Annotated in this window: 19 protein-coding genes and 2 pseudogenes; 6 read left to right on the top strand and 15 right to left on the bottom strand. The window is 65.1% G+C overall.

What is annotated here, in order from left to right; genetic code table 11:
* Positions 1–401 precede the first annotated feature (401 nt).
* Positions 402–1,715: an MFS transporter gene (locus AB0C82_RS06245; protein ID WP_362836750.1), complete on the bottom strand. Its 1,314-nt coding sequence runs from the start codon at positions 1,713–1,715 to the stop codon at positions 402–404.
* A gap of 203 nt (positions 1,716–1,918) precedes the next feature.
* On the opposite strand from AB0C82_RS06245, the gene AB0C82_RS06250 reads away from it, so the two are divergent.
* The gene (locus AB0C82_RS06250) at positions 1,919–2,680 is read left to right on the top strand and encodes a phosphoglyceromutase (RefSeq protein ID WP_362836751.1); all 762 of its coding nucleotides are present in this window, start codon (positions 1,919–1,921) and stop codon (positions 2,678–2,680) included.
* A gap of 553 nt (positions 2,681–3,233) precedes the next feature.
* Here the strand turns inward: AB0C82_RS06250 and AB0C82_RS06255 are convergent.
* From AB0C82_RS06255 to AB0C82_RS06290, 8 genes and pseudogenes are all read right to left on the bottom strand, one after another.
* Complete coding sequence (locus AB0C82_RS06255) at positions 3,234–4,481, bottom strand: site-specific integrase (RefSeq protein WP_362836753.1); 1,248 nt, start codon at positions 4,479–4,481, stop codon at positions 3,234–3,236.
* Complete coding sequence (locus AB0C82_RS06260) at positions 4,481–4,681, bottom strand: helix-turn-helix domain-containing protein (protein WP_362836755.1); 201 nt, start codon at positions 4,679–4,681, stop codon at positions 4,481–4,483. The genes AB0C82_RS06255 and AB0C82_RS06260 overlap by 1 nt, the downstream gene beginning before the upstream one ends.
* Positions 4,682–4,683: 2 nt before the next feature.
* Positions 4,684–6,057: pseudogene (repSA, locus tag AB0C82_RS06265) on the bottom strand (replication initiator protein RepSA).
* 128 nt (positions 6,058–6,185) lie between these two features.
* On the bottom strand, positions 6,186–6,482 hold the full coding sequence (locus AB0C82_RS06270) for a SpdD-like protein (protein ID WP_362836757.1): 297 nt from the start codon (positions 6,480–6,482) through the stop codon (positions 6,186–6,188).
* Between the two features lie 23 nt (positions 6,483–6,505).
* Positions 6,506–6,661, bottom strand: coding sequence for a hypothetical protein (locus tag AB0C82_RS06275; RefSeq protein ID WP_106972203.1), 156 nt, complete (start codon positions 6,659–6,661; stop codon positions 6,506–6,508).
* Between the two features lie 12 nt (positions 6,662–6,673).
* The gene (locus tag AB0C82_RS06280; protein ID WP_014047488.1) at positions 6,674–6,865 is read right to left on the bottom strand and encodes a mobile element transfer protein; all 192 of its coding nucleotides are present in this window, start codon (positions 6,863–6,865) and stop codon (positions 6,674–6,676) included.
* 18 nt (positions 6,866–6,883) lie between these two features.
* Positions 6,884–7,549, bottom strand: a complete 666-nt coding sequence (locus tag AB0C82_RS06285) for a DUF2637 domain-containing protein (RefSeq protein ID WP_362836760.1) — start codon at positions 7,547–7,549, stop codon at positions 6,884–6,886.
* A 74-nt stretch (positions 7,550–7,623) separates the two neighbouring features.
* Positions 7,624–8,898 (bottom strand): FtsK/SpoIIIE domain-containing protein, encoded by a 1,275-nt coding sequence (locus AB0C82_RS06290; RefSeq protein ID WP_362837085.1) that lies wholly within the window; start codon positions 8,896–8,898, stop codon positions 7,624–7,626.
* Positions 8,899–9,263: 365 nt separating this feature from the next.
* Here AB0C82_RS06290 and AB0C82_RS06295 point away from each other — a divergent pair, with 365 nt between their 5' ends.
* Together AB0C82_RS06295 and AB0C82_RS06300 are read left to right on the top strand one after the other, a co-directional pair.
* Positions 9,264–10,181 carry a hypothetical protein gene (locus AB0C82_RS06295; protein ID WP_362836762.1) on the top strand — a complete coding sequence of 306 codons (918 nt, stop codon included), beginning with the start codon at positions 9,264–9,266 and terminating at the stop codon, positions 10,179–10,181.
* 480 nt (positions 10,182–10,661) lie between these two features.
* Positions 10,662–12,698, top strand: a complete 2,037-nt coding sequence (locus tag AB0C82_RS06300; protein WP_362836764.1) for an AAA family ATPase — start codon at positions 10,662–10,664, stop codon at positions 12,696–12,698.
* A gap of 196 nt (positions 12,699–12,894) precedes the next feature.
* Here the strand turns inward: AB0C82_RS06300 and AB0C82_RS06305 are convergent, their stop codons facing one another.
* On the bottom strand, positions 12,895–13,161 hold the full coding sequence (locus AB0C82_RS06305) for a hypothetical protein (RefSeq protein WP_362836766.1): 267 nt from the start codon (positions 13,159–13,161) through the stop codon (positions 12,895–12,897).
* Between the two features lie 212 nt (positions 13,162–13,373).
* Here AB0C82_RS06305 and AB0C82_RS06310 point away from each other — a divergent pair, with 212 nt between their 5' ends.
* On the top strand, positions 13,374–13,775 hold the full coding sequence (locus AB0C82_RS06310) for a hypothetical protein (RefSeq protein WP_362836768.1): 402 nt from the start codon (positions 13,374–13,376) through the stop codon (positions 13,773–13,775).
* A gap of 218 nt (positions 13,776–13,993) precedes the next feature.
* Positions 13,994–14,284: a hypothetical protein gene (locus AB0C82_RS06315; RefSeq protein ID WP_362836770.1), complete on the top strand. Its 291-nt coding sequence runs from the start codon at positions 13,994–13,996 to the stop codon at positions 14,282–14,284.
* A 279-nt stretch (positions 14,285–14,563) separates the two neighbouring features.
* Here the strand turns inward: AB0C82_RS06315 and AB0C82_RS06320 are convergent, their stop codons facing one another.
* The 3 genes and pseudogenes from AB0C82_RS06320 to AB0C82_RS06330 all read right to left on the bottom strand — a co-directional run bounded on the left by AB0C82_RS06320 (position 14,564) and on the right by AB0C82_RS06330 (position 16,505).
* Positions 14,564–14,899, bottom strand: a complete 336-nt coding sequence (locus tag AB0C82_RS06320) for a hypothetical protein (protein ID WP_362836772.1) — start codon at positions 14,897–14,899, stop codon at positions 14,564–14,566.
* Positions 14,896–15,627, bottom strand: coding sequence for a GntR family transcriptional regulator (locus AB0C82_RS06325; protein WP_362837087.1), 732 nt, complete (start codon positions 15,625–15,627; stop codon positions 14,896–14,898). The genes AB0C82_RS06320 and AB0C82_RS06325 overlap by 4 nt, the downstream gene beginning before the upstream one ends.
* Before the next feature lie 600 nt (positions 15,628–16,227).
* A pseudogene (locus tag AB0C82_RS06330) lies at positions 16,228–16,505 on the bottom strand (hypothetical protein).
* A 77-nt stretch (positions 16,506–16,582) separates the two neighbouring features.
* On the opposite strand from AB0C82_RS06330, the gene AB0C82_RS06335 reads away from it, so the two are divergent.
* Positions 16,583–17,338, top strand: a complete 756-nt coding sequence (locus AB0C82_RS06335) for a GntR family transcriptional regulator (protein WP_362836774.1) — start codon at positions 16,583–16,585, stop codon at positions 17,336–17,338.
* A gap of 38 nt (positions 17,339–17,376) precedes the next feature.
* Here the strand turns inward: AB0C82_RS06335 and AB0C82_RS06340 are convergent, their stop codons facing one another.
* Positions 17,377–18,135 carry a hypothetical protein gene (locus AB0C82_RS06340; RefSeq protein ID WP_362836776.1) on the bottom strand — a complete coding sequence of 253 codons (759 nt, stop codon included), beginning with the start codon at positions 18,133–18,135 and terminating at the stop codon, positions 17,377–17,379.
* A gap of 323 nt (positions 18,136–18,458) precedes the next feature.
* Positions 18,459–18,734, bottom strand: coding sequence for a ribosomal protein L7/L12 (locus tag AB0C82_RS06345; RefSeq protein WP_362836778.1), 276 nt, complete (start codon positions 18,732–18,734; stop codon positions 18,459–18,461).
* Positions 18,735–18,797 lie beyond the last annotated feature (63 nt).

The raw sequence follows: 18,797 nt of genomic DNA on the forward strand, positions 1-18,797 counted from the left end.
CGCCGTTGATGCGCCCGCAGGAATGGGCATCCAATGGGTTGGGGGCGGCACACCATGTCCGTACGCCCTCGTGAGCGCGTACGCCCTGAGGAGGAAGCATGGCCGATTCCCCCGTCAACGAACCCCAGCCGGAGGCACCGACCGAAGTGGTGCACCTGTCTGTGCTCGCCGCTTGCGGCTGCGGGTCGGGCTGCGGGTGCGGCTGCCAGTCCGGCGGCCCGTGCCAGTGCGGTGGCTGCTCCGGCTGACGGCCAGACGCGTGCGCCCCGCGACGGATTCCGTCGCGGGGCGGTGCGTGGTGGTCGTGATCAGTGTTGGTGCCCTGTGGCGCGGGCGTGGTGGTCAGTGTTGGTGCCCTGTGGCGCGGGCGTGGTGGTGCGGTGCAACGATGCCGCCGCGGCTCAGGCGGTGGGCTGCCCGGCCTTCGTGTCGTGCACCGGCAACGCCGCGACGGCCACCGTGGGGGTGCCACTCTCCACGATCGTCGCCTCCCCCGCCGCGTACTCGCGCGGCAGGTTCCGAGTCAGCAGCCAGTAGCCCGCTGCCGCGACCGTGCCCAGTGCGGCGCACGCTCCCCAGAGCCACTCGGCGCCGTACCGGTCGATCATGAAGCCGGACATCAGCGGTGCGACCAGGGCCGCCGCCGACCAGGACATCGTGTACATCCCCTGGTAGCGCCCGCGGCCGTGGGCCGGTGAGAGCTGGACGACCAGGCCCGTCTGCGTCGGCGCGTTGACGATCTCGGCGAGGGTCCACACGCAGACAGTCAGCGCGTACGCGGCGATCGATCCGGCGAACGCGGTCAGCCCGAACCCGTACCCCGCGAGCAGCGCCGAGATGACGAGCAGCTTGCGCGGGTCGCGGTGCTGGATGAAGCGCGTGACCGGGATCTGGAGCGCCACGATCAGCACACCGTTGACGAAGATCACGGACCCGAAGTCGGAGGGGGAGAACCCCGCCTCGCCCATGGCGAGGGGCAGCCCGATCGATCCCTGCTGGAAGATGAGGGCGATCACGAACGACAGCCCGACGACGCTCATGAACCGGCCGTCGCGCAGCACGGTGGAGAGCCGGACCTCGTCCTGGACCGCGCCGGCGCCGGGTGCGACAGGCGTCTTCTCCGGCCGGGACTCCGGGACCTTGATGTAGACGAGGACGGCGCAGACCAGCGTCATCAGGGCCTCACCGATGAACCCGGCGAGGTAGCTGTACTCGGCGATGAACCCGGCACCGATCGACGAGACCGCGAAGCCGAGGTTGACGGCCCAGTAGTTCAGGGAGAACGCCCGCACCCGGTCCTTCGCGGGGACGATGTCGGCCATCATCGCCTGCACGGCCGGCCGTGAGGCGTTGCTCGCCATACCGACGACGAACGCGACTCCCGCGATGGCCACCGGGTGGACCATGAAGCCGAGGAGCGCCACGGACAGCGCCGTCGACACCTGCGCGATCAGCATGGTGGGCCGTCGCCCCAGCCGGTCCGTCATCACCCCGGCGCCGAGCGAGGAGATGACGCCCCCCAGCCCGTGGAGGGCAACGACAAGACCGACGTACGACGCGGAGTACCCACCCTCCAGCGTCAGATAGAGCGTCATGAAGGTGGCGACGAAGGCCCCGAGGCGGTTGATGAGGGTGCTCGTCCACAGCCACCAGAACTCTCTGGGGAACCCGGAGACCGTCTCGTGGGCGGCCCTTCTGAGACCGTCGAAAGACATGCGGAAATTCCCCCCGGGGCATACGGAACCAGTGTGGACCGTAAGTGGCCCGCTCGTGATCCGCATATTACGAAGCCAGGATTTACGTCCGCCAGTCGATTGACGCCTCCCGTCAATCGACGCCCCGCACCCCCTCCGGCGGCCGCTGTCCGACCCGTGGCCGGTAGCGCGCGGGCCACACGGGTTCGATTACGCTCGGACCCATGGCCGACGCACCGTACAAGCTGATCCTCCTCCGCCACGGCGAGAGCGAATGGAACGCGAAGAACCTGTTCACCGGTTGGGTGGACGTAGACCTCACCGACAAGGGCGAGAAGGAGGCGGTCCGCGGCGGTGAGCTGCTCAAGGACGCCGGCCTGCTCCCCGACGTCGTGCACACCTCCCTCCAGAAGCGCGCGATCCGCACCGCCCAGCTCGGGCTGGAAGCCGCGGACCGCCACTGGATCCCCGTACACCGCTCCTGGCGCCTGAACGAGCGCCACTACGGCGCACTCCAGGGCAAGGACAAGGCGCAGACCCTCGCCGAGTTCGGCGAGGAGCAGTTCATGCTCTGGCGCCGCTCGTACGACACCCCGCCGCCGGCCCTCGAGGACGGCACCGAGTTCTCGCAGTCCGAGGACGCGCGCTACGCGACGATCCCGAGCGAGCTGCGCCCCCGCACGGAGTGCCTCAAGGACGTCGTCGAGCGCATGCTGCCGTACTGGTACGACGGCATCGTCCCCGACCTCCTCGACGGCAAGACGGTCCTGGTCGCCGCCCACGGCAACAGCCTCCGCGGCCTGGTGAAGCACCTGGACGGCATCTCCGACGAGAAGATCTCGGGCCTGAACATCCCGACCGGCATCCCGCTCGTCTACGAACTGGACGCCGACTTCCACCCGCTGAAGCCGGGCGGCACGTACCTGGACCCGGACGCGGCGCAGGCGGCGATCGAGGCAGTGAAGAACCAGGGCAAGAAGAAGTAAGCAACCAGCTGTAAGCCCCCCACCTGCAATGTCTTCGCCCGGTGGGGGGCTTTTCGGTGCGCTGGGCCGTCTGTGGGCCGTCAGGCACTGTTTCAGTTCCTGGACCCACAGTGGTCCGTCCCAAGAATCAGCACGCAAGGGGTGGCGGATACCAATGGCTTCTACCGACGACGCGGAGCTCGGGAAGCAGCACGCCGAGATGCGTCGGTACGTCACAACCGTTGTCGAGGCTCTCCGAAGCGTCGGGGCTCCCCCGAGTGAGCGGTGGGACGAGGCACGAGCCAGTGCCTTGTACTGGGTTGAAGGCGAATCTGCCCTCGACGGCGGACCGTGGAGGCACGGGGCAGTCGTGTTCTGGCGAATGACTGACGGCTGGCACTGCGCACCTCTGAACGCACGCGGCGACGCCGAGCGGGATGCCGCCCGACCCTTGCCGCTCAATCCTGCAGTCGCACCCATCGTCCTTGCCGAGTTCGTGGTCCGACTATTGCGGTCAGGCATGACCGACCAGGCGGGTCACGATGCAAAGGAGGGAGAGTGCGGCCCAGGGACCTCAGACGGATTCAGCAGCTGACTGCGCTTCGCCGAAGACGGCGGCCACAGCCTTACGGGTGCGCTCTTGGCTCGACGGCATCAGATGTGCGTACACCCGCAGCGTCAGCCCTGGGTCCGAGTGGCCCAGGTACTCGGCGAGCGCCTTGACGTTCTCCCCGGCGTCCAGCAGGACCGACGCGTAGAAGTGCCGCATCGCGTGCATGCCGTTCTCGCGTGACTCAACGTGCGGAGCGCCTGCCGCCGGGACAGGGATGACTCCGCCCGAGGCCAGAGCCGGTTTCCACGCCTCCTCGTTCAGCGAAGTTCGCCAGACGTGACCACCGCGCGGTGCCGTGAAGATCAGCCGCTTGGTCACCAGCGGTCCGCCTGCGACCTTCCACGGCAACGTGATCTCGACCGGTGGGAACTGCTTCATGTGTGCCCGCAGTGCGTCAGCGACAGGGCCGGGGAGCGGTACGTCCCGCAGCTTGCCGCCCTTGGGCGGAGCGAAGACAGGCTTGCTGCGGCTCAGCTTGAGCTGCTGGACGACGTGCAACGTGTCCGAGCGAAAGTCGATCGCGTCCACCGCGACACCCAGGATCTCGCCTTGCCGGAGGCCGCAGCCGCCGCCCAGGTCGACCATCGCTTGGTACCGGTCGGGCATACCCGCGCGCACAGCGAATAGCCGCTCCGTCGTCCAGGGCGTGACGCGCTTCGTGTCCACGGTCGGCGGCCGTACCGAGCGAGCAGCGCAAGGGTTCCGAGGAAGGTGCCCGTCATCCACGGCCGCACTCAGAGCCGCCCGCACATTGGAGTAGATCGTCCGGGCATACGAGCCGCGGACACCGTTCGCCTGGAGCTGCTGCACCCAGTCGCGGATGTGCGCCGGCTGGAACGATCCCAGCGGACGCGTGCCGAGGTACGGGAACGCGTGCAGCCGGAGCTGCGACTCCATCGAGGCTTGCGTGTTGGGGTCGGCCCCTTGTGTGGACACCCACCCCTCCGCGTACTGCTGGAATGTGGTCCGGGCGGCGCGAGGGTCGATGTACTGCCCCCGCGCCATGTCCGCTTCGGTGTGAGCCAGCCACTGATCAGCGAGCCGCTTCTGTCGATCCGGAAAGCTCTTGGACTTCTCCGTACCGTCCGGACCGACGTAGCGCGCCCTGTAGCGAGCTCCGGAACCGTAGCGCTCCGACTTCACCTTGCGCGGCTTGCCGTCAGAGCCGGTCACGGTCACGAACCAGCGGTCCTGGACGTGTCCGGCCATCAGGCAGCCACCTCGCCCCGGCGGGAGTCGACCCAGGCCCGTACGTCGTCGGGGTCGAAGCGGAGGTGTCTGCCGACACGGAAGCCGCGGGGACCGGTCCGCTTCCGGCGCCACTGGTAGACCGTCTCGACACTGGGCAGCTCGAACATCTCGACCAGGTCGTCAGGCGTCAGGTAGCGGCTCGGCAGAGGATGCGCCATGGTCACCACTCCCCCTCGTCGACCAGCTCTGCCATGGCTTCACGGACGGTCTCGCGATTGAGCTGGAGACCACGGGCGATGGTCGCGGCGAGGACGGATTCGCCGGGCGAGTGGCCGTGGCCGGCGTACTGTCAGTCGGCCAGAACGAGCACGGTGTCCGGGACGCGGTCCTCCAGGCCGAGGGACTGTCGTTCCTGCGCGGCCCGGAAATCGGCGCGGGCCTGGCGAAGCTCGCCGAGGGTGGTCGAGTACCGGCGGGATTTCGAGGAGAAGTGCCCCCGGAACCCGAGCATGTGCGCCCAGGCCCACAGCCGACGTTCGGGGTAGAGCGGATCGAGGAGGTGGCAGGCTGCGATGAGGCGGCGGGCATGGTCGGGAACGCTGTGGCGATCGAGTTCGGAGAGCTCACCGATGCGGCGGTCCAGGGTGCCGGTGTTCTCCGCCGCCTTGGTGGCGTACTTCGCAACGTAGGACGCCACAGCCTGTTCGGTGACATCGGAGCCGTCGCCGAAGGCGGTGACCGGGCGGACGTCGAGTTGTGTGCCCCAGCGGAAGGTACGAGCAGGCTGGTCGTCGGCGGCGGGAGCGGACACCGAGGTGTAGTTGTGGCGAGCGGCTGCGTGGATTGCGTCGGTGAGCAGGTCGACGGTGGCCCAGGACGGAGGAGGAGTGCCGGGCCCGTCGGGTCCGTCGATCCGCATCACGGCGTGGAAGTGGATCGCCCCGCGCTTCTGGAACTCCGCGACCTTGCCGTACGAGAGCCGGGCTGATTCCTTCAGTTCGGTCTGCGTGAGTCCGGCGCGCGCCGCTATCTCCCGTCGGAGGCGAGTGGTGAACCGCATCCAGAGGTCGCCCGCGTGGTTGTTGAACAGGACCGATCCGACGTAGTCGTACGTCTCGGGATCCAGCGCGGTGCCGAGTTCGGGTGCGTCGGCGGAGTGCCGGCCACCGCAGCGGCAGGTGCCATGGTCGGGACGGTTGTGCACGGGGCCGAAGGACGGAGCGGTGAGGGTGACGAAGACGCGGGGGTGGTCCCGCACGGTGGCGGGGACGTCGCGGCGGTCGTCTCCGGCCAGGCCCGCGCGGATCAGATGGAAGGTGTCACCGGCGTACGTCCAGGCGCAAGAGGGGCAGCGGGAAGCGCGGCGGTTGCCGCAGGCGAGGCGGAGACGTCCGCCGGGTTCGGTCTCGGTCGAGTAGTGGTGAAGGGTCTCGCCGGTGATCTTGTCCTTGGTGAGCGTCCATCCGGTCAGGTGGATCGGGTTGGAGCAGCCACCGGTACGGCGGATCTGATCCTCCCAGCGGCGGAACTCGGGGGCAGAGGCCACCCTCAACAGGTCGCCGAGGGTGAGCCGGTCGAGCAGCGACTCAGGCACGTGCACTCCCCCGACGGCGGGCGGTGCGGTCGGTCATGATGGTGCTTCCTTCCGGATCTGTGGTTCGGGCAGGAGCACGGCTTCCGGGCGGCGGATGCTTGGCGGTATCGAGGCCGCCCGGAAGCCGGTCAGCGGTGGTTCTGCGACGCCATGAGCGACCTGATGACCAGGGCGCTGATGGCGAGCGACGCGGCGGTGACGGCGACCGCAAGGAGCATGGAAACCAGGACCGCGCCGACAACCAGCACCACGGCCGTGCCGCCACCGATGACGGCGACGACGGCACCGGGCGTGAGCTGAACCGTGGGACGTACGGGAGCCGTAGGGGCCGGGGTCTGGTGGGGCACGGCGGGGACGTCGCTCCGGGCGGTTCCAGTGACGATTCCGGTCGGCAACGGATTGGTGGGGATCTTCGGGCGGAGCATGGCGGTTCTCCCTTCGGTGGGGGTTACTTGACGGCGGTGTCGATCACGGGGGTCAGGAGGCTGTCGGCGAGGAGATAGCCGCCGAGCAGCAGCACGAGCACGAGCCACCAGGGCGGGCGGATGAGCTTCACGCCGAGCCAGCCGACGACGATCAGGGCGAGCCAGAGCGGTACGTCCATGGCGGGTCTCCTTCAGCGGACCTTGCAGCGGTGGGTGCGGGCGGCGAGCTGGGCGGCGGACCGGCTGCTGAAGTCGGACGACCAGCCGCAGCGATCGGCGGTGCACACGGCGGCGTGCTGGGTTCGGCCGTGCCGGTCGCGGTGGGTACCGATCTGCACCGGTCCGATCCGCATCACGGAGTGGAAGTGGTCGCGGGCGGGCATGGCGGGTCTCCTCTCGGGTCAGGCGAGCTGGGCGGCTATGGCGGCTGCGAGTTGGGGCGGGACTCCGAGGCGGGCGCGGAGGGTGTCGGTGTCGATCGGTGAGCCGGTACGGGTTCGGTGGTCGTCGGCGACCTTCCGGGCGTGGTCGACGAGCGCGGCCGGCACGGGCGGAGATGTGTCGGCAGGAGGCAGGACCGGAGACTCCTCAGCGGCAGGAATCGGCGCTGGTGCCAGCTCCGGGTCCTGTTCCTCGGTGACGAGCTCCGGCGCCGAGGGATCAGCCGCAGGCGCCGCCGGAACGGGCATCCGGTCCTCAACCGGGGACCCGGTGTGGGCGAGGAGTGTCCCGCCGAGGAAGGCAAGCGCGGGCCAGCCGGCGATGCCGAAGCGCAACCAGGCCGGAGGGTGCGCGAGATCGAGGAATCCGGCGGTGGCGACGTTGGCACCGAGCGAGGCGACGAGCGCGATCAGGAACCAGCACCAGGCGAGCCGGGACGGACCGTCCTTTCGCAGCCGACGCCAGGCAGCGACCAGGAGCAGATCAACGCTGATCGGGTAGGCCCATGCCTTCCAGCCGTCCTGGCCCGCGGCGGCGGCGAGGTCGTGGAGGTGGGCGAAGGAGAGCGCGCCAGCGATCACGGCTTGGATCAGTACGGCGTCCACGCGCACGGAGGGACGGGCCATCGGACTTCTCCTTTTCGGCATGGACGGGTAGGGACTTGGCGCGGGAATGGTCACGCCGACCGGTGAGCGGGAGGTCAGGAGGTGGTGGGCACGGCTTTGGTGAGCGGCGCGGTGGCCGAGGCCAGGGGTGCGACGGCGGGCCGGAAGGCCGCGAGGGCGGGCACATCCGGAGTGCGGTCGGCGTGCCGGTTGCAGATGTTCACGGCTTGGCGCAGTGAGGTGTGTGGTGCCCGGATGCGGGTCCATCCGCCGGTCGAGTCACCCGAGACCGCGATGCCGGGGACGTCGGTGGGAATCTGGATCGCGGCAAGGACGGCGTCCGGAGCAATGTCTCCAAAGGCCATGTTGGCGCTGGACTCGTCATTGACGCGGTGGGCGGTCCGCCCCGTGAGTTGGGCACGGAGCATCGTGATGCCCTTGCCAAGTTCGGAGCCGAAGCGCTGGCCACAGATCTCCAGGTAGATCCCCGCGGCACGGCCGAGCTGGGCGAGGCGGACCAGAGCCGTGACGATCCGGTCGCGGCGCTTCTCTTCGTCCTTGGTGGCGAACAGTGCCAGCTCGGCAACCTCGTCGACCAGGACCACGACCGGAGTCGGGCGTATGTCGGCCGGCAGGTCCCAGATGTCAGCGGCTATGTCGGCGTCAGGAACGTCGACTGTGATGCGCTGAGCGGAGCGGATGAGCTGGTAGACGTCCTCCATGTGCTGCACGAGGGCTTCGAGGAGGTCGAGCGCGGTGTCCGGGTTGTCGGCGAGGGCGGAGAAGCGCCGAGCCAGGGGGAAGAGCTCGACGCCTTGCTTGCAGTCGATCCCGACGAGCGCGACATCGTGCGCCGCGAGGCCGGCGACCAGGTTGCGCTGATAGACGGACTTGCCCGACTCGGTCGCGCCGAGCGTCAGCCCGTGAGGCACAGTCCGGTAGTCGCGGTAGTGGACGGACCCGTCCTCGCGCAGCGCGACAGGGATACGCATCGGCGCGGGATCCGTTTCTGCAGGCATCTGCACCCGCTGGAGGACGTCGTATCCCGTCATCCGTAACTCCACTACTCCCGAACGGAGTTCGCGGGAGGTGACTCCGTACATCCCGAAGGAGTGCCGGAGGCGGTCGGTGGCCGAAGCTACGTCGAAGGCATCCTGACCAGGGCGGAGCTTGAGCCGCAGGACCAGCCCGGTACGAGTGGGCCGGAGCCGAAGGATGCGTGGTGCCCTCGACTCGGGAACAGGGCGATTCGCCATCCGGGCGAGGGAGAGACGCCAACGGGAGGGTGGAACGGTGAGCCCGCAGGCGTCCATGACCGACGCGTATCGGACCGCGACCCGCAGCGCGGCGAGGGTGACCCCGAAGGCCATCCAGTACCAGGCGGGGCGCCGCCACCGCAGGATCACGGAGAAACCCCGCTGTGGCTGGGGCGGTCGGCTCCACGGCTTTAGCCACCTCCCCGGTTCGGGTCCCGCGTCGAGCAAGACCAGGGGGCCACTCGTTCAAATTCCGGGCAGGATCACAGCCTGCCCGAGTTGCCGGCCAGCGTACGGCCCCCTGATCATGCTCGACCCCAAACCGGGCAGGACACCGGCCAAACCCGCTCCGCCGACCTTATGAATCAGCGCAGAACGGCATTGCAGCACAGCAAACTAACTATCATGACCTGGGGTTGGGGGGCGGTCAGCCCCTGCAACGAGCGTTGGGCAGTAGTCCACAACCGCTGGGGGTTTTGTTGGTTGCAACTCATCAGTACTCAGGGGATGAGTGGGAACAGCACTGCCTCCTACTTGCCCGTCGGCACTATGGAGCCGATCAGGTACAAGAGGTCCCAGCGCGCCACGGTGGTGACCTAGGTATCGAGGCTTTCACCTTCAGCGGCCGAGCCTTCCAGTGCTACGCGCCGGTTGAACCTCTGTCGACCAGTGAACGTTACGACAAGCATAGGGACAAGCTTTCCACCGACCTCAGAAAACTGGAAACAAAGCAGAAGGATCTTGTTGCCTTGCTGGGCGGCGTGATTATCCAGCACTACATCTTTCTCGTACCCATTTTCGATTCGGCCCAACTCGTTAAGCACGCGTCTTCCAAGACAATCGAGATGCGCGAAAAGAAACTTCCCCACCTCGCCCCTGACTTCAAAATCACCGTGGCCACCGATGCCATGTACGCAAAGGAACGTAACGAAGTACTTGAGCGAGCTATCTCGTTGGTAAATTTGGTACCTACACCACCCGCCGATGTCGGCACTTGGATTACTGGCAACCATGAGCTTACAGAAAAGGCACTAGAGAAACTGTCCCGCCTCAAACTCTCATCAGCATCTAGGGCTTCCTATCTGGAGCAGCTAGTGAATCAGTTCCTCGATTCCGAGAACGCCCTCGATCGACTGAGAGAAAAGTACCCAGACCAATGGGAAGCAGCCATCGATACGCGCACCCGAAAGGAGCGCAAGCTGGTGCTTGAGTACCCTCCGGGGAGCACGAGCACTCCTGCCGACGTGAACGGAATCGTAAATTCCCTCAAAATGGACCTCATCAGGCAGGTCCCCACCCTGGATGAGCCTCTCGCAGACGCAATGTCTTGGGGGGCCGTTGCGGATTGGCTTATGCGCTGCCCTCTGGACTTTGAGACTATTGAGAGCGGATCATGAGCCAAACACTCCAAGGATTCTTTGCAGGCATCTCTAATTCAGTCGTCTTCACTCGCCGACCTGATCCAATTCCTGGCGACTTGCGCATTTCTTGGCGCCTCGCTTCCCTGGCACTAACCCTGCGACGCTGCAGGGCGAACACGGCAAACATCGAGCAGATCCACGTGCTCACGTGGGGGCTCAGGTCTACCCATGGGAGAAAGGTGATCAGCGAATGGTTCGTCAATGGCCGAAAGCCACATGACTTAGTCATTCGCCACGACCCTTCTACATCACGCACAATCAATTTGGCTATTGCAGCAGGACTAGCGAAGCGCAACCCCAACACTACGGTCTCACTTACTCCCACAGGCGAGCGCTGGGCAAACAAACTCTGGTCGCAAAAAACGGTCCTGATTCCGGAGAAGAACTTCCTGTCGACCCTCCCAACCCGAATCACGCAGAAGTCCGTTAGCGATCTTCTCGACTGGAGCTAGCCTTATGCTGAAACTCAGGAAACTGAAGCTCCTGGTGCAGACAGCCGGACCGGTGTGCGGGACTGAACTAGAATTTTCCCCCGGTCTCAATATTCTGCGCGCAGACAATTCAAGCGGAAAATCCACTTGTCTGCAATCCATCATCTATGCCTTGGGGCTCGAAGGCATGTTGAGCCCGAGCCGAGACGTACCGCTCCCTCACGCCATGACCGACTCTCTTGAGGTCGAAGGATCCGAATACCAGGTTCTTTCCTCGGAAGTCGCGCTAGAAATCCAAAACTCCCGCGATGAAATCATCACCGTGCGCCGCGCAGTACGCAGTGAAAGGTTCGACAGGACACTAATTAGGGTTACGCGAGGACCCGCACTAACAAATCCGTACGAGGAATACTCGACCCGCGACTTCTTTGTTCGGCGACAGGGGGCCGCTCAAAGGGAGGCCGGATTCCATCACGAACTAGCAAATTTCCTTGGGTGGGACCTCCCCCGCGTAACTCGCATGGACGGAAGCGAAGGACCGCTGTACCTAGAATGCCTGTTCCCGTACTTCTTTGTGGAACAAAAGCATGGATGGTCTGGCGTCCAAGCAAGGATTCCCACATATTTGGGAATCCAGGACGTATCTAAGCGTTCTGCAGAATTCATTCTTAATCTCGACGCCATGGAAACTATTCTTGAGCGCCAGAGGTTGGAATCTGCCGTGACTCTAATCGAATCCGACTGGAGGACTACAGAGGCCGGGATCGAGGACCTAGCTAGGCGCGGCGGCGTGCTGGTCCGCGGGGTGCCGAAGAAGCCAACGCGGGACTGGCGCCTGGACGACCGGGTGGCATCAGAAGTCGCCGCCGGCACAGGATGGATCCCTCTCTCAGTCGAAATTGATCGACTTGCAGAGAAGCTAGAAGCTGCTGCACAGCGCCGCGTAGCTTCAACAGGTGAGGCAGCACCAGAGATCGAGCGTGCCCTGCTGGAGAATCAAGAGCAGAGTGTCCAGCTCGCTCTGGTGCTATCCAACGCCCTGGAGGAACTTGAACAATCGAAGCGGAGATCCAATTCAATCGAGCTTCGGATTGAGGCGATGGAGGAGGATCTAAGGAAGCACAAGGATGCCGCCCTCTTGCGCCATCTAGGCTCCTCCGAGCACGTAGAAGAGCTGTACGAAAACTGCCCGACCTGCGGCCAGTCATTGCCTGATGGATTCGAGATTACAGACTTCCCTCTCTCGATCGAGGATAATATTTCGCATCTCGAAAAGGAGCTAGCAACCTTCCGCTCCATGGCTGAGGACGCCCGTCGGGTAGTCGCGCGAGAGCAAGTCCGCGCCGGGAGAATTCGGGAAGAACTCGTAGCGTTGCGTTCCACGATCAGGTCACAGAAGGATGCACTGGTGAGCCCCAGCGATTTGCCAGATGCAGCTACATTGGCGGAGCGTATCCAGCTTGAGGGCCGGCTCTCGTCCCTCCGTGGTCTACGAGACACAATCGATTCATCCCTCGAAGAACTCGCTTCGCTCTCGCAGACGTGGCGACGCAATAAGGACGTGCTTTCCCGGATCAGAAACCGCGACCTGAACGCAGCCGATGCAGCCAAGATTGAACAACTGCGCGGATCGCTTGTTTCACAACTCCGCAGTTATGGATTCAGGTCCATGGAACCTCATACCGTAGATATCTCAGAAAAGACTTACAGGCCAGTCCATGAAGGATTTGATCTTGGATTCGACCTATCTGCAAGCGACATGATCCGCGTTATCTGGGCATACCTTTTCTCCTTTATGGAAGTTTCAAGAGAGGCTGCTGGGAATCACCTGCAACTGCTCGTATTCGATGAGCCTCGCCAACAGGAAGCGGCTAGGCCGAGCTTTGAACAGTTGTTGCGGCGTGCCGCAATGAACGGCGCACAGGGGAGTCAAGTACTATTCGCAACTAGCGAGGAGGAGCGTGGCCTTGCCGAGATGCTCCAAGGATTGCCGCATTCCATGATGTCAGTACCGCGGGGTGAAAAGCTGATCCGCCCGTTGTCCCTACCGTTGCGTGGCTGATTCCCTCTCGTAGCCATCAGCGGTAGATGAAGCGCCCAGTGACCAGATGGCGGTCGTGCCAGGAGCGTGCCACTTTCCACGGTCAACTGGGGGCAGAGTCAAGGCTCGTGTAGTCGCCGTGGAAGGAGGCTGCCGGCCTTGGCGGGGGCAAATTGCTTCGAGAGGCAGTGATTCCCAAGATCAGGTCTTGGCGTCCTCAGTACGGCCGCGGGATCTCGTGCGCGTCCAGCGCGGCGGAGTAGCGCGTAAGCAGCGCGTCGAGGTCGGCCAGGAGAAGGCCGGCGGTTTCGCAGGCCTCAGCCACGTCACCTTGTTCGCAGGCCTCCAGCAGTTCGGCGACGTTGCTGCGAAGGATGGAGAGAGAGTCACCCTGGATCAGCACACCCGGGAACCGTCGACCCGGCAGGCGCACCACAGCGTTGTTCCCGCCGTCCGTGAACAGCTCAGCCTCAACACGTTCCATGAGGGCCATCCAACCTGACATCACCATCTGACATCAACGACAGCAGACAGGGATGGTGTTGGGCGGTCGTGAGTGGCCGGACCTTACACGGCCAAATGCGCTGTCAGGCACGCCCGATCGAACTTACAAGGCACGTGTCGGTGGCCAGCAGCCTGAGGCCGCCTGGTGAAGCTGTGTCGGTTGTGTCAGTCGTCCCCTGTACGGTCCGCGTCATGGCTGAGAGACCGACAACGAGCTGGCGTGAGGAGATAGCTGAGGAAGAGCGCGAGCTTGCTGCCGGCACGCTGGACCCTGAGTGTGTCTGCATGGCTGCGCTCTTCCCCGAAGCGCTCCTGGTGGCGACAGAGGAGGTGCTGGATGCGTTCGAGCAGGCCCTGCTCGGTATCTCAGAGGTTGTGGACGCATACGTCTTTGCTGCGGTCGAGCGCGTTGTCTTGGCACTAAACGCTGTGAACGAGGCACACGGTGGCTCGGCGTTCGAGACCGATGAGCGAGAGGCGCTGTGCGCCTACATCGACGAGGCGTTGACCGAGCATGGGGTGGATGTCGTAGCTCTGACGGCTCGCCACGGTCTAGGGCAGTACCAACTGACCGACCGGTGGCGTGATTGGTGACAGTCGGAGACGCGTGCCACTGTCGTGCCAGAACGACCGGCGGCTGACGGTCAGTCGGAGGCAATGGCGGGGCCAACTCGCCCACCACGCCTCACGTGCTCGCAGGTGCGACGAGCTGGGCTGATAGGCCATAGATCATCGCCAGGCTTACAAAGCAGTGGTCTCGGCACCCATTCTGCGGCGTAAGGGGCGTCGAGCGAACCGGCATGATTTGGAGCATGGTCTCCGAACGCAGTCGCGCGCCGTCCGCCAGCACCCACGTCACAACCACGACCGATGGTGTCGCGCAGATCTTCACCTGGGACGAGGACGCGCGCATCGAGGTGCGGAATCTTGGTGGCGAAGTCGTCATCGAGGCAAACGCCGCAGGGCTCAGAACACTGGCCAGCCATCTACTCACGCTCGCCCGGGACGGTGTTCCGGATGGGAGCCACCTGCATCTGGAGGACAGCAACGGCCTAGAGGGCGGGTCCGTCGGCTTGGTCCTGGAACGAAGCGACGACGAGTGACATGCGCGGGGGCAGGCATCTTCGGGAACTAAGCGCAACGCCAGTCATCGCCCCTACCGAATACGTGTCGCAGCGCGCCTACCTAGCCTCGACGACGGCATTCCCGCAGGTCACGGGAGTACGGGATCACCTGCACCAAAGCGCCTTCTCAGCGCTTGGCCTCAGGTTCGAACGCAGACGGTCTATTTCAGGCAGTTGGGTAACTCTCACCTGCTTGACGCGACCGCAGAGGTGGCGCAGGCGTCGCCTGGGCCACCTCTGCGGATCGCTGGAGGAGGGCTATTCGACGGTCACTGGGAGCTCGCCACCATCCTCAGGTTCCAATGCTTCGGTTGGCGGCAGGCGGCTACCGCGGCTGATCGCTACTCGAAGCGTGTCCCGCAGGGCACCGCTCATGTCTGCGGCCAGTTGCCGCAGCTTGTTCGGTTCCGTCTCCCCTTCGGCGAGCACCTCGGCCGCGTGGTCCAGGAGCTCGGCCGCTAGGCCCAGCTGTACCGCTTCGGTCGTGTCAGCCAGTCGGGACAGGTGGCCCCCGTTGTCGTCGGTGCTCAAGTAACAGGGTTTCCCCTCAGGGCCTGTCCACGGGAGAAGCCGCAACTCATAGTGGATCGTCATCGATCCTCCCCTCTCTCTCCGGTCATCGGGTGGGTGGTGAAGAGGGCGTCCGCGCGGTCGCCGGGGAGCACCAGGAGCGCCGCCTCGACAACGCGTCCCGTGTGGTCGGCTCCTACGCGGGTGATCGCGAGCACTGCCAGAGTCGGGCTGATCCGGAGGACCGCCGCCTCTTCGGGTGTGGGAGGGCGGGCGCTGACCCGTTCCTGGATCTCAGCCAGTGGTGGTCGGAGTGCCGCCACCTTCGCTTCAAAGCTCACACAGCAGAGCGGGCCGTCGGGCAGCTCGGTCGGAGCGAGGCCGCCGGGGATGTAGACGCGAGCCAAGCTGTGAGGCGATTCCCCTTCGTGGTTGAGACAGACCAACTCGGTCAGTGGGCTGTTCGCCGGCACCTTCAGCAGGCTGACGAGTTGCCCGTGCGCCAGAAGGCTGGTGGCGTGGACACTTATGCGTAGTGCCGATTCGTTCGAGGATTTCGTCTGGAGTGGCCAGCCACCGCCGACGTACGTGACCCTTTGGCGCGGGTAGCGGACGAAGTTGCCCTTGCCGTGGATCTTCTCGACGAGCCCTTCGCTCTGTAGGGCCGCGAGGGCGTTCCGCAGTGTCGGCGTGCTGACCCTGTAGTGGGACGCGAGCTGCGCTTCGGAGGGGAGACGGTCGTCAGTCTTGATGCGTCCGGTCAAGATCTGGGCCCGAAGGTCGTCGGCGATGACGTGACGGCGCGAAGGCATTGATTTCATCACCTGCGCCTCATTACCCGGAGGGCTACGAACTGGGCCCTGGCATGCATGGTGAGTGACTCACCCGAAGCGAAGCGCAGGCGCTTTGCCCCACCTGCGAGTTGGATGAGGTCGACCACGCGGCACGGGCAACCACCGACCTGGATGACATCGCCGCACCGCACGCTCGCAGAGGTGATCTCGACAGGGCCGGCCACTGCATCGCCTGGTGCCCAACTCTTCACCGCGGCACCTCCGCCCGGCTGGCGCTGTCGACTTCCACGGGATGGCAGGTGCAGCTGCACGACTCGTAGATCACGGGGATGCCGACCAGTGACGCCGACTGGGTCGACTGCACGCACTCGTGGTGCGTACCGATCAGGCATGAGCTCGACCGGTAGAGAGCGGCGTGCGTACGCGTGACACGAGGTTGCTGACGAGAAGGCATCAGGCGGCCTCTGCTCTTCCGAGCCGCTTGCGCCCGAACTGGTCGTGAGGCGCTAATACCGGCAGAACGGGTGTCGAGGGACGACGACTCCGGCTCGTCGGGGCGATCGGTTCACCGGTACCCGAGACGGGATGCCGGATGCGGTTGAACACGTAGATCAGCTCCTATCGATGATGGTCAGGTCCCCGGACGTCATCCGTCACGGGGCCTCTGTTCGTACGGCGGCCCATAACGTGCGGCCGTTCAAGCTGTTGGCGAGGAGCCCGAATCGGTCGGCCTCCCCTACCGCTTCCAATGCCTCCCGCCACGACTCAGCCGAGAGCGACTCCGGAACCTCCGCTTCGATCGCGACGGAGTGGATGTGCCGCTCCACGCGAGGAGCGAGCCCGACGGCGGACAGCCGCGCTGCGATGTCTTCGGCCCTTGCTTCCGAAGCGGGCACGGGCAGCCTCCGTTGCCAGCGATGACTTTGAGTGAAGCTAGTTAACTAGATTAGAGCTAGTGGACTAGATTTTCTATATGCCTGAGCAGCCGCCTTATCTCCGCGTCGCCGATGAGCTCCGGCGACGCATCGCGGAGCATGAGTGGGTGCCGGAGGACCGGCTCCCTTCACGCACGCAAATCGCCCAGGAGTGTGGCGTCGGCGAGAACGTGGTGCGCCGGGCTCAGGAGCTACTGATCTCCCAGGGAGTCCTAGAGGGCCGCGCCGGATCCGGTACGTACGTCGCCGCGCCTCGTCGGCGAGTCCGCGTTGTCCGCTCTTCGGCCCGCGAGCAGCCTGACGGCTCTCCGTTCCGCGCGGACATGAAGGCCGCGGGCAAGCAGGGGGATTGGGAGAGCCGCACCGAGGCGAAGGTGCCGGCACCGGCTGACATCGCGTCGCGCCTTGGGATGGCCGAAGGTGATCTCTGCGTCCGCACCGTCTACGAGTTCCTCGCCGACGGCAGGCCCGTGCAGCTGTCGACGAGTTGGGAGCCGTACGACCTCACCGCCGGAACCCTCGTCGTTCTTCCGGAGGGTGGTCCACATGCCGGGCAAGGCGTGGTCAACCGCATGGCCGAGATCGGCATCACGGTCAGCCACGCCGTCGAGCAGCCAGAGCCGCGGTTGGCGACCGCCGAGGAAGCGTCGCTCCTGGGCATCCAAAAATCTGCCCTCGTCACCCACATCAAGCGGACCTACTACAGCGACCAGGGGCAGCCAGTGGAGACGGCCGACATCGTCGTCCCCGCCGCTCTCTGCGAGGTCGTCTACGAGATCCCTATCAGTCGGTAGCGGGAGCGAGGCCCGAACCGACACAGAGCAACGCTGTGCTAGAGGCCGTCCTGCTCGATCAGCACGCCGTCAGGTCCCATCGTGTAGAACTTCGGCGGCCCCATCGCCTCCAGTGCTCTCCGCCTCTCCGCTTCCTTCTCTGCGAGGTCGGGGCCGTTCGGGTCTCGTACGACGAAGCCATGGAGTTCGATGTTCTCCGCGTCGACGTCGTCGGGCTCCGGCATGCCCTCCTGGATGAATCCGCAGAGCGCACGCAGCGCGTCTTCACCGAGCTCCAGAGGGTGGAAGGGCAGTGTGTACGGCTCCTCTTCCTCCCCCGGCCACGGAATGATGTCCGCCGGACGGTCCCCGGCCCAGTAGGGAAGTTCGAAGGGGAGCGGTTCCCCGATGTTCTCGATGATCCCGTCATCCGGTGACAGGCTCAGAGATCGGATGAGGCAGCCGTCCTCCCACACAGCGAACGCCAGCCAGTCGACCACGCTGTGCATGGCGTGCAGGACCAACCGGCGGCCTGCACTCGCCGCGACAAAATGCGCGGGGAGCTGGGACGGAGAATCGATCATCACGCGTCGATCGCAGACGATCTCCACGCCGGGCCAACTCGCCGCATAGGTAGTCCCGTCCGGGGGATACACGCCGTCGTACAGGCCAGAACCCCTACTCTCCTGAATCTCACACCCCGGGTTGAGGCGGCGCATCATCACGGACGTCCGCTCCAAGTCTGCCGCTCCTACGTGTCGCAGGCGGCCGGGCACATCGCCGTCGGCGTACACCAGCAGACCGGTTTTGGCTCCCAAAGCCCCTCCTCAAACGCAATGCGCGAACGTGGCTGCACCGTATCCCCCCGCTATGACACAGGAGCAGCGTCATCAGCGCGGCTGGTTGGGCCGTCTCTGGGCCGTCCGAGGTTGCTCAACAGCACCCGATGACAACCAATGGCGACTACTCACCCGCAGCCGATCAGCGTCTCCACCTGCGAAAACCCTGGTCGGCGAGATATCCCGCAAGACCCAGGGCAAGAAGAAGTAAGCAGAGCTGAAGAAGCCCCCCACCTGCGGGTTCTCCGCGTGGTGGGGGGCTTCTTGCTGCGCTGGGACGTCATCCGGTCGATCGCTTCGTCTCAGGACTTGAGGAAGCCCGGCTCCGGCTGTTCCCTCACCTGTGCCAGTGCTCCCGCAGCACTCAGGGCGGTGACCGCCGCCTCAGCGTCTTCCTGAGGTACGCCGACGAGGATCAGAGAGGGAACCCGCGTAGCCAGGACTTTGCTCCGCCAGAGACTCAGCCCGGTCAGCCGGCGCACGACCTGCGCGACGTCCAGCACGCGGATGCCGGGATCGGTGAGCACGACGTCATGGGGCACGTCGTCGCACACCAGCAAGAAATACGTGTCTGCCATAGAACTCCCCCTCCTCCCTGATCGAGAGCGTATGAGACAGCAGTTCGTAGGGAGCTGAAGAAG

The organism is Streptomyces sp. NPDC048560 (genome assembly GCF_040650955.1).
Lineage (GTDB): Bacteria > Actinomycetota > Actinomycetes > Streptomycetales > Streptomycetaceae > Streptomyces.

Excerpts from the sequence above, each read along its gene's own strand:
- AB0C82_RS06275 (WP_106972203.1), bottom strand. The coding sequence starts at position 6,661 with ATGGACGTACCGCTCTGGCTCGCCCTGATCGTCGTCGGCTGGCTCGGC.
- AB0C82_RS06260 (WP_362836755.1), bottom strand. The coding sequence starts at position 4,681 with ATGGCGCATCCTCTGCCGAGCCGCTACCTGACGCCTGACGACCTGGTC.
- AB0C82_RS06290 (WP_362837085.1), bottom strand. The coding sequence starts at position 8,898 with ATGGCCTTCGGGGTCACCCTCGCCGCGCTGCGGGTCGCGGTCCGATAC.
- AB0C82_RS06280 (WP_014047488.1), bottom strand. The coding sequence starts at position 6,865 with ATGCCCGCCCGCGACCACTTCCACTCCGTGATGCGGATCGGACCGGTG.
- AB0C82_RS06325 (WP_362837087.1), bottom strand. The coding sequence starts at position 15,627 with ATGCCTTCGCGCCGTCACGTCATCGCCGACGACCTTCGGGCCCAGATC.
- AB0C82_RS06250 (WP_362836751.1), top strand. The coding sequence starts at position 1,919 with ATGGCCGACGCACCGTACAAGCTGATCCTCCTCCGCCACGGCGAGAGC.
- AB0C82_RS06315 (WP_362836770.1), top strand. The coding sequence starts at position 13,994 with ATGGTCTCCGAACGCAGTCGCGCGCCGTCCGCCAGCACCCACGTCACA.
- AB0C82_RS06345 (WP_362836778.1), bottom strand. The coding sequence starts at position 18,734 with ATGGCAGACACGTATTTCTTGCTGGTGTGCGACGACGTGCCCCATGAC.
- AB0C82_RS06310 (WP_362836768.1), top strand. The coding sequence starts at position 13,374 with ATGGCTGAGAGACCGACAACGAGCTGGCGTGAGGAGATAGCTGAGGAA.
- AB0C82_RS06285 (WP_362836760.1), bottom strand. The coding sequence starts at position 7,549 with ATGGCCCGTCCCTCCGTGCGCGTGGACGCCGTACTGATCCAAGCCGTG.
- AB0C82_RS06270 (WP_362836757.1), bottom strand. The coding sequence starts at position 6,482 with ATGCTCCGCCCGAAGATCCCCACCAATCCGTTGCCGACCGGAATCGTC.
- AB0C82_RS06245 (WP_362836750.1), bottom strand. The coding sequence starts at position 1,715 with ATGTCTTTCGACGGTCTCAGAAGGGCCGCCCACGAGACGGTCTCCGGG.
- AB0C82_RS06300 (WP_362836764.1), top strand. The coding sequence starts at position 10,662 with ATGCTGAAACTCAGGAAACTGAAGCTCCTGGTGCAGACAGCCGGACCG.
- AB0C82_RS06320 (WP_362836772.1), bottom strand. The coding sequence starts at position 14,899 with ATGACGATCCACTATGAGTTGCGGCTTCTCCCGTGGACAGGCCCTGAG.
- AB0C82_RS06255 (WP_362836753.1), bottom strand. The coding sequence starts at position 4,481 with ATGGCCGGACACGTCCAGGACCGCTGGTTCGTGACCGTGACCGGCTCT.
- AB0C82_RS06335 (WP_362836774.1), top strand. The coding sequence starts at position 16,583 with ATGCCTGAGCAGCCGCCTTATCTCCGCGTCGCCGATGAGCTCCGGCGA.
- AB0C82_RS06305 (WP_362836766.1), bottom strand. The coding sequence starts at position 13,161 with ATGGAACGTGTTGAGGCTGAGCTGTTCACGGACGGCGGGAACAACGCT.